We start from the raw sequence: 13,766 nt of genomic DNA on the forward strand, positions 1-13,766 counted from the left end.
CTGTGTCCCCTCATACGTTGACAAACTAGCTGGGGAACGGGATGGCGCAAAAGCCATTGAATAAGCAAAATATTAATATCGACATAGATGCTTACGAAGACGCTGACGTTGCGTTTCGATTAGCAAACGAACGATTTGAACCGGGATTGGTCCAAGATTTGGCGCGCGAAGTTGTGCGGCGGTTGGCGTTTCGGTTGTCTGACACCGAAACCGTATCGGCAATGCCGGATCATGCCGAAATTGAGCGGTTCTGTGAGGCACTTCTATCCAGAAACGAACGGGCGTCTGACCAGATTATCCTAAGCGCAAGGGCTGATGGGGTTCCGCTCGAGGTTGTTTATTTGGGGTATATCGCGGGTGCTAGTCGCCGCTTGGGACAAATGTGGGAAGCTGATGAGGCGTCGTTTGCCGAGGTCGGTCTTGGGACAGGGCGCCTGTACCGCATTATCCGTGGGCTGAGACATGCGATTGGTCCTGTCATCCTTGAAGGGCGAACACGGGCGTCTGCCTTGTTTGCGCTGCCACCGGGCGAGACACATACGCTAGGGATCGAAATTGCTGCAGATATGTTTCGCAGAGATGGCGGGCATGTCGATGTATGCATTGGGCAGTCCCATGACGAGATTATGACGCTTTCTGATCAACGTCATTACAGCGTCATCGTCCTTGCCGCGAATTCGGACCGTGTGGTCGCACCATTGCTGCAGTTGGCAGTTGCTTTGCGTATCTCGCAGCCGCTGACACCTTTTGCATTGGCCGGTAATCTGGTCATTCAGAACCCAGAAATCCAAAAGTTGGTGGGTGCTGAATTGGTGCTCGAAGACATCAAAACTGCAATCCCAACGCTGCAAGAGATCATCAAGTCTGATAACTGACCCTTCCTATTTCGGCGTGTCCTTCCTATCAGGTTGGTATGTTTGGTCCGATTTTATCCCGCAGTATTCTTATGCTCGCCTTTATGGCGATGACTGCAATCGTGTGCGGCGGCGTTTGGTCATTCGGTTATGGGGCAGCGGTTGATCAGCTTGAAAAGCGGGGCAGGGCCGATTTGGCCCTTGCCGCATCGCGACTAACTGGTGAATTGCAGCGGTTTCGCAGTCTTGCTGTCCTGACTGCGGACCGCCCCGAAATTATGGCAATCTTACAGGGGACCAGCAGCCCGCAGGTCAGCGGGCTTTTACGCGAAATGGCTGACAAAACTGGATCGCTTGATATCCTGATTGTCGGGGCCGCGGGCGAGGAAATTCTGTCCTCTTCCGAAACCGTTGGCGTAGATCACGCGCAGCGCCCTTATTTCGAACGGGCGATGGACGGCGCACTTGGAGTCTACCACTTTGTCGATCCACGCTACGACCGCCGTGTCTTTTACTTCGCCGCACCGGTTTTTGCGGATGCTGGACCAGTTATGGGTGTCGTGATTGTCGCGGTTGATGTGGGCGTTGTGGAAACCGCATGGCGCGGCGATGAATTGGCCGTTTTTTTTACGGATGAACTGGGCGTTGTCTTTATTTCGAACCGATCAGAACTGGTTTATCGGACAAAGGAATCCGATATCCGCATGGTCGGCCAAAGTGCTGAATATCCGACAGGGCTGATCACTCCATTCGTACGACATAATGAAAAACAATTCCGGTCGTTTGAGGTCTGGGAAATAGACGGCGGCCGGTATTTACCTGAACAAGCGCTGCATCTGACCTTGCCAATGCCTGTGATTGATCTTGTCGGCGAGGCATTGCCTGATCTCGCACCCGCCCGCCAACTGGCTTACCTGCAAACGATCGCAGCGGCGGCGATCATGCTGGCCTTTGGTGCTGTGTTGTTTTGGGTGACTGAACGACGCCGCACCTTGGCCTTCGCAAACGCGGATCTCGAACGGCGGGTTGCCAAACGCACCGCCGAATTAGAAGCGGTCAATGCGGATCTACAACGCACGCAAGCGGAACTTGTTCAGGCGGAAAAACTGTCAGCGCTTGGGCAAATGTCAGCAGGCATCAGTCATGAGCTGAACCAACCGTTGATGGCGATCCAATCCTTTGCAGAAAACGGCACAGCATTGATGCAGCAAGGCAGACATGACGTTGCAGATCAAAATCTCGGGCGTATTTCTGACCTTGCGAGACGTATGGCGCGGATCATCCGCAATTTGCGGTCCTTTGCGCGCAACGAAAACGAACCTCTGGTCGATGTTGATCTGGGCGCGGTCGTGCACGAAACGCTTGACATGTTGGCTGCCCGTTTTGCCACAGAAAACGTTGTCGTTAACTGGACACCGCCCGCCAAGCCCGTCCATGTGCGTGGCGGTGAAGTCCGGTTGCAACAGGTTGTTCTCAATCTGATGACCAACGCCGCAGATGCGATGGACGGACTATCGCACCGGCAATTGGATGTGACCGTGACGCAAGCAGACAAAACAATCCTTAGTATCCGCGATACAGGACCAGGTATCGCCGAGCCAGACCGCATTTTCGATCCGTTCTATTCAACCAAATCCATCGGGGCGGCTGAAGGTATGGGGTTGGGGCTTTCGATTTCTTACGGGCTTGTGCAAAGTTTCGGAGGCGATATCCAAGGCCGCAACCACCCCGATGGCGGGGCGGAGTTTTCAGTGATGCTACAACCGGTAGAAACGACATGACCCGCAAAGTGCTGATCGTTGATGATGATAAAGAAGTGCGCGATGCCTTGGGGCAAACGCTTGATATTGCCGGATTGCATCCGATCTTGGCATCAGCGTTTATCGCGGCAAAGGACCATATCACGCCGCAATTCGAAGGCGTGATCATCTCGGATATGATGATGCCGGGGCGCGATGGTTTCCACCTATTGGACTATGTGCAGCAGGTTGATGCAGACTTGCCAGTCATCTTACTGACGGGACAGGGCGATGTGCCGACTGCGGTCAAAGCGCTGGATGCGGGGGCCTATGCGTTTTTAGAAAAGCCATGCGGGCCGCGCGATCTGATGGCGGTTGTCGAAAAAGCGCTGACGGCACGCGACGAGATCATCAAAGGCCGTGAAATGATGCGGGATGTGCAGCAGGGTGACGCGGCATCTCGGATGCTGATCGGTACGTCGGAACTGGCTAAAGCCATGCGCAACCGGGTGCGGGCGGTGGCAAAATCGCGGGCCGAGGTCGTCGTCACCGGCGAACCGGGGGCGGGCACCTCAAAGGTCGCGGAAGTTATTCATCTTTTGTCCGCAGCGGCACGCGATCCATTCGTGAAACGGGCAGGGGCGGCTCTATCGGTGGACGCATTGGAACAAGCGATCACCGCAGCGGACACTGGCACCTTGTTCATCGATGAAGTGGGCAGTTTGCCGATGGCAAGCCAGTTCTATCTCGCAGAACAGCTGGATAGCGGGATCAAAGCGCGGGTTATCGCAGGCAGCACGCACGATCTGGACGGAGAAGTCGGCGCAGGGCGTTTTCACGGCGATCTTTTCTATCGGCTGGATCTAATGCGTTTGCGGATACCGCCCATTCGGGAACGGTCCGAAGACATCCCAATTTTGTTTCGCCACTTTGTCGGGCAGGCCTGTGAACAGGCAAATTTGCCGATGCCAAATATCACCGCCGATGTGACCGGACGGCTGATGGAGCACGATTGGTCGGGCAATGCGCGGGCGTTGATGAATGCAGCGATGCGTTTTGCGATGGGTCTAAGTGAAGTTGAGCCAAGCGAGACACTCGGGCTGAATGCGCAGATCGCCCAGATCGAGAAATCGCTGATCGTGGATGCTTTGCGGCGGTGCAACGGACAGGCGACGGAAACGGCGAAATTGCTGCAACTGCCGCGTAAGACGTTTTACGATAAGCTATCCAAGCATGGACTGCGGGCAGAAGATTTTCGCCGCATGTAGTGTGTGGATTTCCACACAGTTAACGCTCACGGCTGTGTGAGATTCGGGACAAACGGTTATACCCATGCGTGCGCTGCGTGCGTATCGCCCTGTAAAAGCACATTTTTCGATCACTTGACGAAAAAGTTGTTGGGGGCGGCAAAACACTGTCTGATCTGCGCAAGGTTGTCGTGTGACGACGACCAAAAGGTTCCATGGGAGGAAAACCAATGAAATTCACGAAACTCGCAAGCCTGATTGCAGCCGCTTCTGTTGCGGCCTCTGCTGCATATGCTGAAGGCGGTCCTGCGGGCTGTGACGACGGCGAAGTTGTGATCAAGTTTAGCCACGTTACCAACACTGACCGTCACCCAAAAGGGATCGCGGCATCCTTGTTGATGGAACGGGTCAATGCTGAAATGGACGGTTCCATGTGTATGGAAGTGTTCCCATCGTCGTCTTTGTACAACGATGACCAAGTTCTGGAAGCGATGCTGCAAGGCGACGTGCAGATGGCGGCACCGTCCCTGTCCAAGTTCGAAGCCTTCACAAAGCAGTTCCGCATCTTCGATCTACCATTCATGTTCACAAACATCGAAGCTGTCGACGCATTCCAAGTGTCTGAAACGGGCCAAGCGATGAAAGATTCCATGCAGCGCCGCGGCCTGCAAGGTCTTGAATTCTGGCACAACGGCATGAAGCAGTTCTCTGCAAACGTGCCGCTTGAAGCGCCAACAGACGCAGACGGCTTGAAATTCCGCGTGCAGACATCCGACGTGCTTGTGGCACAGATGGAAGCACTGGGTGCGTCCCCACAGCCAATGGCGTTTTCCGAAGTTTACGGTGCGCTGCAAACTGGCGTTGTGGACGGTCAGGAGAACACATGGTCCAACATCTACGGCCAGAAGTTCTTTGAAGTCCAAGACGGTGTGACTGAAACGAACCACGGTATCATCGATTATCTTGTTGTGACATCTGTTGATTTCCTCGACAGCCTTGAGGATGCGCAGCGCGATCAACTGACGACAATCCTGCGCGAAGTAACTGAACTGCGTAATGGCGAAGCCTTTGCTGTGAACGAAGAAAGCAAAAACGCGATCGTTGAAGCAGGTGGCGTGGTGCGACAGTTGTCCGCAGAACAGCGTGCGGCTTGGGTTGCAGCAATGAAGCCTGTTTGGGAGCAGTTCGTTGGTGATGTTGGTCAAGAAAACATCGATGCAGCACAGGCGATCAACGAAAGCCTGTAAGGTGATGCCTCGTATGGTATGATGAGGTGACGCGCGCGGCCTTGCCGCGACGCCCCACCCACCATCCCATACAGCCATTTGGGCGACCCGTGCCACTTGATGCGGGTCGCCTTTTTTAAACATGCGACAGGGGGGGACAAAACCATGTCAGCATCCAAGCCAGAGCCAACAGGCTTTGCAAAAATAATTGATACCTTCGAAGAGAACTTTATCGCCGCATTGCTAGGTTTGATGACGCTTGTCACATTCGCGAATGTTGTGTTGCGGTATGGCTTCGGGGACAGCCTGCTATGGGGGTTGGAAACCGTTCTGATCCTGTTTGCGTGGCTCGTTTTGTTCGGGATTTCCTACGGGTTCAAAAAGACGGCGCATTTGGGCGTGGACGCGGTTTTGAACATCGTGGCTAAACCGACCCGCAAAATCCTGGTGATGATTTCAGCGCTGTGTTGCATCGCCTATGGTGGCCTGATGATGAAGGGCGCATGGGATTATTGGGCGCCGTTCGGTGGCATGTACAAGACCGAAGGCCGCGTGATCCCGACTGGGTTCGACGAAAAGACCCGTGATCAGGCGTGGTACGAAACCGAACAGGTGCCGATCCCATTTGCGAAGACCTATCTCGAGAACACCTTCAACATGGGTGAGGAATACGAAAAGCTACCGCGGTTCATCCCTTACGTGATGCTGCCGATTGGTGTGGCATTGATGCTGTTCCGTATTCTCCAAGCCACCCGCAGGATTTGGCGTGATCAGGACGAAAGCTTGATCGTCAGCCATGAAGCCGAAGAAGCCGTCGAAGAAGCGGCCCACTTGAACAGGGACGCCTAAGTCATGGACGTTATTCTACTTTTCACGATGATTATCGGGATGCTGCTGATTGGTGTTCCGATCGCTGTATCGCTTGGTCTATCGTCTATCATCTTCCTTTTGGCGTTCTCTGATACGTCTTTGGCATCCGTCGCTCAGTCGCTGTATCAAGCGATGGCGGGGCACTATACTTTGCTTGCGATCCCGTTCTTCATTCTGGCCTCGACGTTTATGTCGACGGGCGGTGTGGCGAAACGGATCATCCGCTTTGCGATTGCCTGTGTGGGACACCTGCAGGGTGGTCTCGCCATCGCGGGTGTTCTGGCCTGTATGATGTTTGCTGCCTTGTCCGGCTCATCGCCTGCGACTGTTGTAGCTATCGGGTCCATCGTGATCGCAGCGATGCGGCAGGTGGGTTACACCAAGGAGTTCGCGGCAGGCGTGATCTGCAATGCGGGTACATTAGGCATCCTGATCCCGCCATCTATTGTGATGGTTGTCTATGCGTCGGCCACGGATGTCTCTGTGGGTCGCATGTTCTTGGCCGGTGTTATTCCGGGTATCCTCGCTGGTACCATGCTGATGGTGGCGATCTATGTGATTGCCCGCATCAAGAACATGCCAAAGGGTGAATGGAAGGGCTGGACCGAGATTTTTGCAAGCCTGAAGGACGCGCTTTGGGGGTTGCTTTTGATCGTGATTATCATGGGCGGTATCTACGGCCACCCTTGGGTTGATTTCAGCGAAGGCCTGCATTGGAAACCGGGGGCCTTTACGCCGACCGAAGCTGCTGCTGTCGCCGCTGTCTATGCGTTCATCGTTGCGACTTTTATCTACCGCGACATGGGACCACTGGCGACGCCAGAAGGCGAAAAGCCGATTTCACTGTTCCGCAAACCTTGGGCTTTGGTCACCGCATGGGTGCACGCTGATACGCGCAAAACCCTATTTGAGGGCGGCAAGTTGACCATCACGCTGATGTTCATCATTGCGAATGCGTTGATCCTAAAGCACGTGCTGACGGACGAGCAGATCCCGCAACATATCGCAGCTGCAATGCTGGATGCGGGTCTCAGCTGGTGGATGTTCCTGATTGTGGTCAACGTGATCCTGTTGATCGGTGGTCAGTTCATGGAGCCATCAGGTTTGATCGTGATCGTAGCACCGTTGGTGTTTCCGATTGCTATCGAGCTGGGCATTGATCCGATCCATTTGGGCATCATCATGGTGGTGAATATGGAAATCGGGATGATCACGCCGCCTGTTGGTCTGAACCTTTTCGTGACATCCGGTGTGGCTGGTATGCCTATGATGGCCGTGGTGCGCGCGGCACTGCCGTTCTTGGCTGTGTTGTTCGTGTTCCTGATTATGGTCACCTACATTCCGGCGATTTCGACCTATTTGCCGACAACCTTTATGGGACCGGAGATCGTGATCAGGTAAAAGGTGCGCTTCCGCGCATTTCTGATCTGAACAAGAATAAAGGCGACGCTTCATCTGGAGCGTCGCCTTTTGGTTTTGATGCAGTGCCGCCTCCGGCGGGGATATTTTTGACCAAAAGAATTGGATGTTTCGTGTCGTATCAGGCGTTTTCGAGCGCCGTAATGATGGGAGAGAAATCCGCGGCTTTGAGGCTTGCCCCGCCGACAAGTGCCCCGTCGACATCGGGAACTGCGAAGATATCGGCTGCGTTGCTGCCTTTGACCGACCCGCCGTAAAGTACACTGAATTGGTCACCGTCGTTGAAACGCGCTGTCAGCCGCGTCCGGATATGGGCGTGCACTTCTGCGATTTGGTCCAGCGTCGGTACTTTGCCGGTGCCGATGGCCCAAACGGGTTCGTATGCGATCACGGTGTTTGCGGCCGTCGCTGTGTCAGGGATGGACCCCGCGAGTTGGGTATCAAGGACCGCGAGGGTCGTGCCGTCTTCGCGTTCACCTAACGTTTCACCGATACAGATAACGGCGGTCAGCTTTGCGTCGTAGGCAGCCTGTGATTTCGCCGCAATTTGTGCATCTGTTTCGCTGTGATCGGTCCGCCGTTCGGAATGGCCTGTAATAACATATGTGGCGCCAGCTGCTGCCAGCATATCAGCGCTGATATCGCCTGTGTGCGCGCCTTTGGCGTTAGCATGGCAATCTTGGCCACCGATGGCGACCTTGTGGCCTGCGACAGTATTTGCTGCTTGTGCGATCAATGTGCTGGGCGGGCAGATCAGAACGTCCACTGTTGGTACAGCATGGCTCTGCGTCAGCGCCGTCAATTCCGCCAGTTCTGCTGGCGTCCCGTTCATTTTCCAGTTTCCAGCAGCAAGTTTACGGCGCATTGATCTCTCCTTGGTGTGTGTTGCGGCTGTGGTATCAACCTTGCAGCCTGATGCAAAGTCTATCATGACGGGCACCAACGACAGGAGACCCCAAGATGATCCCACGTATTGATGCCGCAGCGCTGATCGATCCGACCCACCCGGATCATGCGGAAGCGCGCAAGCAGGCCGTGTCCGGGGCTGCCGACATTGGTTTTTTGACCATCTATAATACGCCAATCAGTGCAGACACCGTACGGGATGTGATTGAGACGTACCGCGCGTTTTTCCACCTGCCCGCCGCGGACAAGGCGGCCTATGATATGGCCAAGACAGGATCAAACCGTGGATGGGGCGCGCCGGGGTCTGAGCAGGTCGATCCTGATGCAAATCCTGATTATAAACAGGTGTTTGACTGTGGTTTGCCCGTGGCCGAGCGCGAACCGTTGGGTGCGTTGAAACTGCCCGCCTATGCGCCGAATGTCTGGCCTGACAAACCGGATAGCTTTGCCGACACATTGCGGGCCTATTACCGTGAAACGGTGACCTTTGCGCTGGATCTGCTTTGTGCGATTGCCGATGCGGTTGGCGAGGATGGGGCTTATTTTCGCGATAAGTTCACGCATCCGATGGCACTTTTGCGCGGGAATTTCTACCCCGAACGCCCCGAGTGGGCGACAGACAAGGATTTCGGGATCGCCACGCATACCGATTACGGTTGTTTGACCTTGTTGGCCACTGATGGATCGCCGGGGTTGGAAGTGCGCAAGCGTGGCGGCGGCTGGATACCTGTGTCTGCCCCTCCGGGGGAGTTTGTGATCAACTTTGGCGAGATGCTTGAGATGTGGACAGAGCGCCGGATCGTCGCGACCCCGCACCGTGTCATCGGGACCGAAGCGGAACGGATTTCTGTGCCTTTGTTCCTTAATCCGAACCATGATGCAGATGTGGCGCCACAAGGCAGCGAGCCCATCAAGGCGGTGGATCATTTACAGAAGCGGTTTAACGAGACCTACGTTCACCTGAAGGGCGCGGTTAAGCCAAAGCCATAAGCGCCGTGCGTGCGGCGGCGCATGCTGCGTCAGGATCATCCAATAGATCTTCCGGCACTGCGTAGTAGGGCATGTTGTGAAATTGGTCGGTTTGGCTGTCGAACAGGCCGATAGGGTCTTTGGTTTTCAGGTAAAGCCGTCCATCGCTGGATTGCAAGGCAAAGACCGTACCGTCGTGATACAAACACATGCCGCCGAACATTTTGCGGGTGGTCAGCGCACCAAGATCAGCAAACAGATCAACGGCGAATGCGATATCGCCGTCGCTCAGGCTCATGCGGCGTCGATAGTGTCGCTGAATTTGATGCTTTCGCCACAGCCGCAGGCGTCCACGACGTTGGGGTTGCGGAACTTGAATCCTGCTTCAAGCAGCGACACCTCGTAGTCGATTTCAGTGCCGAACAGGAACATCTGCGCCATTGGTGCAATCATCACACGTGCGCCGTCTTGTTCGACAACTTCGTCCAACGGGTCGACTTCTGACACATATTCCATCGTGTATTCCATGCCTGCACAGCCGCCTTTTTTGACGCCAATACGCAAACCCTGTGACCCGTCCTTGGTCATCAGTTTCGAGATCTGTGCTGCGGCTTTGTCAGTGATGGATACGGCTTGCTTGCCGGGAATGCCAAACATGGGGTGTCTCCTGCGTTATCCCCAAAATAGGCGGGGTGAGGGGCCAACACAAGGTGCGGCCCCCGACCAAATGATCACAATGATGCGTTAAAGACCCATGCAGTTCGCATAATAGGTCGTCGTGGCTGGCCAATCAGAGAACATACCAGCGATTCCAACGTCTTGCGCCAGAACATCCAAGACCGCGAAATAATCGCCATCTTGGCTGATTTGATCCGTAACCGTTTGATGGTACCAGCCACCACCGCTGCCCAACGGACCAGAACGTTCCAACGTCCACGTCACAATTTCCAGTTCCGCATCTTTCGCAGCAGTTGCTAGCGCGGACGGGACCATTGCACCGTTCTCAACCGTCAAGAGCATCCACAGCGGTGGAGCGATGTAATTGACGCCCATGGCTTTCAATTCGGCCATCGAGTTTGGCCATGTGGACGGGTCTTGTGGTGAATATCCTTCGATATCGTATTCATCCATCAAGTATACCGCTTGCGCGCCGAATTCCGGTTCGTTTTCAATCCAGTACAACACGTCTTCAAGGTTGAAAGACTGGGCCCAAACATCAGAAGCAGGAATGCCTGCATCCTTGTATTCGTTGATAAGTGCTTGCGCGTAATCCTGTTGTGAAAAGCCGTTGTGTGGCATCTCTACAGACGGGGATTTCAGTTCCGGTGTGAACTTAGCACCAAGATCGCGGAACAGGGCGATGCTTTCGGCGTGTGTCATGAGAGTAGCGTTGTTGGCGTAAAGATCGGTGCGCCAGTCTGCAGTACCGCCGATATAGTCTTTGGCAGAGGTCGCAGCGCTATCTGCGGCATCCATTTTCGGGCGTAGCGTTTGGAATTCTGCAAGGGTCAGATCGGATGTCCGACATTCCGCAGTCGCAGATGCGTCGCCTTGGGCTGGGCTAAAAGGCGTGGTGCATTTTTGGCCAAGCTCGGTCGCCACGATATTTGTTGTTGTGTGCAAATCGTTTTGGGCATGACGGCAAACCAGCTGGTGGTCGGCTGTGAAAGTTACGTCACATTCCAAGATGCCGGCGCCCATTTGCGCGGCTGCCACGTTCGATTCGACCGTGTGTTCAGGGAACATCAACGGTGCACCACGGTGGCCGATTGAGAAATCGGTGCGGGTGGGCGTTTGATCTGCACAGGACAGCAGTTTGTCTTTGAGTGCGCCGTCAGCCATCTGGCTGATCAAATAAGCGGGACGGGGGCCGTATGTCAGGCCAGCGTTTGTATCAGCGATTGCCGATGACCCAAGAAGTGCTGCAGCAAGCAGTGTGGGTGTCGTCAGTTTCATGTCTTCTTCCCTATGCAAAGATGGGCACGGGGTAGAAGCGTTATGTGACGGTTATCGGATGGTTTCGTTAACGTTTCGTGACAGGCCGGTTACATAAACCCAAGCTCAAGCCGCGCTTCGTCAGACATCATGTCCATGCCCCACTGCGGCTCGAACGTCATTTCCACATCAACGTGTTTCACGCCGGGCAATGGTTCGATTGCATCCGCGACCCATCCCGGCATTTCACCCGCTACAGGGCAACCCGGTGCAGTCAGTGTCATGATCACGTTAACCGCGTTATCTTCTGCGATATCGATCGTGTAAATCAGACCCAGATCGTAAATGTTCACTGGAATTTCGGGATCAAACACCGACTTACAGGCCATGACGATGTCATCATACAACGGGTGATCCGTGCTTGATGGCGCGATCAGTGGCGCGCCTTCCATCGGTGTGCTTGCATCTGTCATGAGCTTGGTCCTGCCTAATCCTGACCAATCATATAGGGTTAGGGGCAGGGGGCGTAAAGGGGGCGGTCGCGGCATTCTTTTGCAATGATTTAGTCGCACGCGAGGTATGACAATGCCTGTTAAAAACTTGCGTTTTACATCAAAAAGCATGCTCGAATCGGCGATCCGTGCTGAATCCTGTCAAGATGCTCTTTTGAGTCTGGGACCGAAAAATGCATGTTTTAAGGGGTTTTTACCAAGTTGACGTAGCGTAGGGGGAAAGCAGTGCATGGCTTCCCTTTTTCAGGACCAACACATTTCGTGCACCTTTAGGACACACAGTAAACCTAAAGGAGACAACGCATGTACAACGCATCACACGCTACGATGAATTCTCAGTTTCCACTTATCCAACAGGACATGATTGCACGTCTGTCTGCCGAAGCGGACGAACGGTTGGCACAACGACTGCCGAAAGCTGCGCCACGTAAATCAAACTGGCTGACCTTTTCGTTGTCGAAGACGGTTCTGCAAATGGGATGGCCCTTCACGTCCTGATTGACAGATGGCTATCCGTAAGATGGACCCGCACCGAAAGTGCCAATGCGGGTCCCGTTGTGTCAGGGCGTCTTACCGCCGTTACGTTAGTTCATTCGTTACGTTCGTCATCATTGCATCAGAATGATGACCAGTCCTGCTGCGCAGGCAAGCAATTCGAATGGTGGGCAAATCGTGGTTAGCCGCACTTGTGTTAATCTACGTGTCATACTCTCGCCTTTTCGTTTGAACACTGGTGACCAGTGAAGGTCCCGCGCTTCTTGTTTTGCTAGTCCCTCAAACTTGAATCCCATTTGTGTTCAAAGTGCGGCACGATGCCCGATGTTCGGGGTATCTTTAGAGAGCCAGCATATACGTTTGTATTTGCTGACCAATTATCCGCCGATCTGCGGACACCTACTTCGCGTCGCCGAGACGTCTTGGCATTTTTGTAAATTTGGATCATGTGGGGCGCATGACTGATCGTTTTTCATTTTCGCTGAACCACACTGATGGTCGCGCCCGTACGGGTGTGATTTCAACGCCGCGTGGTGACATCCGCACACCAGCCTTTATGCCAGTGGGCACTGCCGCCACTGTGAAGGCGATGATGCCCGAAAGTGTGGCCGCGACCGGCGCGGACATCCTGTTGGGCAATACGTACCATTTGATGCTGCGTCCAACTGCAGAACGGATCGACCGCCTTGGTGGCCTTCACAAGTTCATGAATTGGGACAAGCCGATCCTGACGGATAGTGGCGGTTTTCAGGTGATGAGCCTCGCCGATCTACGCAAGATGTCCGAGAAGGGCGTTCAGTTTCAGTCCCATATCGACGGGTCCAAACATTTCTTGTCGCCTGAGCGGTCAATGGAAATTCAGAAGCTTCTCGGTTCTGATATCGTCATGTGTTTTGACGAATGCCCCGCGCTACCTGCCGACCGGACAAGGCTCAACGAGTCCATGCAAATGTCAATGCGGTGGGCGCAGCGATCCCGCGATGCCTTTGGGGATCGGCCAGGACATGCGTTGTTTGGTATCCAGCAGGGTGGTCTTGAAGAAGACTTGCGCGAAGAAAGCGCGCAAGCGCTGACTGACATCGGGTTTGACGGCTATGCTGTGGGCGGTCTAGCTGTGGGCGAAGGCCAAGAGGCCATGTTCGACTGTCTTGATTTCGCGCCGGAACAGCTGCCTGTCGATAAGCCCCGCTATTTGATGGGCGTCGGCAAGCCCGACGATATCGTTGGGGCCGTGAAACGCGGGATCGATATGATGGATTGTGTGCTGCCGTCACGGTCAGGGCGCACGGGCCAAGTGTTTACGCGCAATGGCGTGGTCAATATCAAGAACGCGCGGCACGCAGATGATCCGCGTCCGCTGGATGAAGCCTGCACATGCCCCGCCTGTACGAAATATTCGCGTGCCTATCTGCATCATGTGTTCCGGTCGCAAGAAATGATCTCGGGCATGCTGCTGACGTGGCATAACCTGCATTACTTCCAAGAGATCATGCAGGGCATGCGCGACGCGATTGCGGCGGGAACCTTTGCGGCATGGGAGGCTGATTTCCACGCAGGCCGTGCGCAGGGCGACATCGAACCACTGTAAGGCTGA

14 protein-coding genes are annotated in these 13,766 nt (G+C 54.5%); 9 read left to right on the top strand and 5 right to left on the bottom strand.

What is annotated here, in order from left to right; all coding sequences use genetic code 11:
• Positions 1–41 precede the first annotated feature (41 nt).
• The 6 genes from K3729_09295 to K3729_09320 all read left to right on the top strand — a co-directional run bounded on the left by K3729_09295 (position 42) and on the right by K3729_09320 (position 7,337).
• The gene (locus tag K3729_09295) at positions 42–875 is read left to right on the top strand and encodes a cobalamin-binding protein (GenBank protein ID UWQ97689.1); all 834 of its coding nucleotides are present in this window, start codon (positions 42–44) and stop codon (positions 873–875) included.
• 38 nt (positions 876–913) lie between these two features.
• Positions 914–2,635: a sensor histidine kinase gene (locus K3729_09300; protein ID UWQ97690.1), complete on the top strand. Its 1,722-nt coding sequence runs from the start codon at positions 914–916 to the stop codon at positions 2,633–2,635.
• Positions 2,632–3,861 (top strand): sigma-54 dependent transcriptional regulator, encoded by a 1,230-nt coding sequence (locus K3729_09305; GenBank protein UWQ97691.1) that lies wholly within the window; start codon positions 2,632–2,634, stop codon positions 3,859–3,861. Before K3729_09300 ends, K3729_09305 begins: the two co-directional genes overlap by 4 nt.
• Positions 3,862–4,070: 209 nt before the next feature.
• Positions 4,071–5,087, top strand: coding sequence for a DctP family TRAP transporter solute-binding subunit (locus K3729_09310; protein ID UWQ97692.1), 1,017 nt, complete (start codon positions 4,071–4,073; stop codon positions 5,085–5,087).
• A 144-nt stretch (positions 5,088–5,231) separates the two neighbouring features.
• Entirely contained in the window at positions 5,232–5,915 is a 684-nt protein-coding gene (locus tag K3729_09315) for a TRAP transporter small permease (GenBank protein UWQ97693.1), read from the top strand.
• 3 nt (positions 5,916–5,918) lie between these two features.
• The gene (locus tag K3729_09320; protein ID UWQ97694.1) at positions 5,919–7,337 is read left to right on the top strand and encodes a TRAP transporter large permease; all 1,419 of its coding nucleotides are present in this window, start codon (positions 5,919–5,921) and stop codon (positions 7,335–7,337) included.
• A 139-nt stretch (positions 7,338–7,476) separates the two neighbouring features.
• On the opposite strand, the gene tpiA is transcribed toward K3729_09320, so the two are convergent.
• The gene (tpiA, locus tag K3729_09325; protein ID UWQ97695.1) at positions 7,477–8,220 is read right to left on the bottom strand and encodes a triose-phosphate isomerase; all 744 of its coding nucleotides are present in this window, start codon (positions 8,218–8,220) and stop codon (positions 7,477–7,479) included.
• A gap of 95 nt (positions 8,221–8,315) precedes the next feature.
• Here tpiA and K3729_09330 point away from each other — a divergent pair, with 95 nt between their 5' ends.
• Complete coding sequence (locus K3729_09330) at positions 8,316–9,251, top strand: isopenicillin N synthase family oxygenase (protein ID UWQ97696.1); 936 nt, start codon at positions 8,316–8,318, stop codon at positions 9,249–9,251.
• Here the strand turns inward: K3729_09330 and K3729_09335 are convergent.
• The 4 genes from K3729_09335 to K3729_09350 form a co-directional block, all read right to left on the bottom strand.
• Entirely contained in the window at positions 9,235–9,528 is a 294-nt protein-coding gene (locus K3729_09335; protein UWQ97697.1) for a TfoX/Sxy family protein, read from the bottom strand. The genes K3729_09330 and K3729_09335 overlap by 17 nt on opposite strands.
• Positions 9,525–9,887, bottom strand: coding sequence for an iron-sulfur cluster assembly accessory protein (locus K3729_09340; GenBank protein ID UWQ97698.1), 363 nt, complete (start codon positions 9,885–9,887; stop codon positions 9,525–9,527). Before K3729_09340 ends, K3729_09335 begins: the two co-directional genes overlap by 4 nt.
• Before the next feature lie 87 nt (positions 9,888–9,974).
• Positions 9,975–11,186, bottom strand: a complete 1,212-nt coding sequence (locus K3729_09345) for a glycerophosphodiester phosphodiesterase (GenBank protein UWQ97699.1) — start codon at positions 11,184–11,186, stop codon at positions 9,975–9,977.
• An 89-nt stretch (positions 11,187–11,275) separates the two neighbouring features.
• On the bottom strand, positions 11,276–11,638 hold the full coding sequence (locus K3729_09350; GenBank protein UWQ97700.1) for an SUF system Fe-S cluster assembly protein: 363 nt from the start codon (positions 11,636–11,638) through the stop codon (positions 11,276–11,278).
• 342 nt (positions 11,639–11,980) lie between these two features.
• Between K3729_09350 and K3729_09355 the strand changes: the two genes are divergently transcribed.
• Together K3729_09355 and tgt are read left to right on the top strand one after the other, a co-directional pair.
• Complete coding sequence (locus K3729_09355) at positions 11,981–12,175, top strand: hypothetical protein (GenBank protein ID UWQ97701.1); 195 nt, start codon at positions 11,981–11,983, stop codon at positions 12,173–12,175.
• Between the two features lie 454 nt (positions 12,176–12,629).
• Positions 12,630–13,760: a tRNA guanosine(34) transglycosylase Tgt gene (gene tgt, locus K3729_09360; protein ID UWQ97702.1), complete on the top strand. Its 1,131-nt coding sequence runs from the start codon at positions 12,630–12,632 to the stop codon at positions 13,758–13,760.
• Positions 13,761–13,766 lie beyond the last annotated feature (6 nt).

It is taken from the genome of Rhodobacteraceae bacterium S2214, from assembly GCA_025141675.1.
Classification (GTDB): domain Bacteria; phylum Pseudomonadota; class Alphaproteobacteria; order Rhodobacterales; family Rhodobacteraceae; genus Yoonia.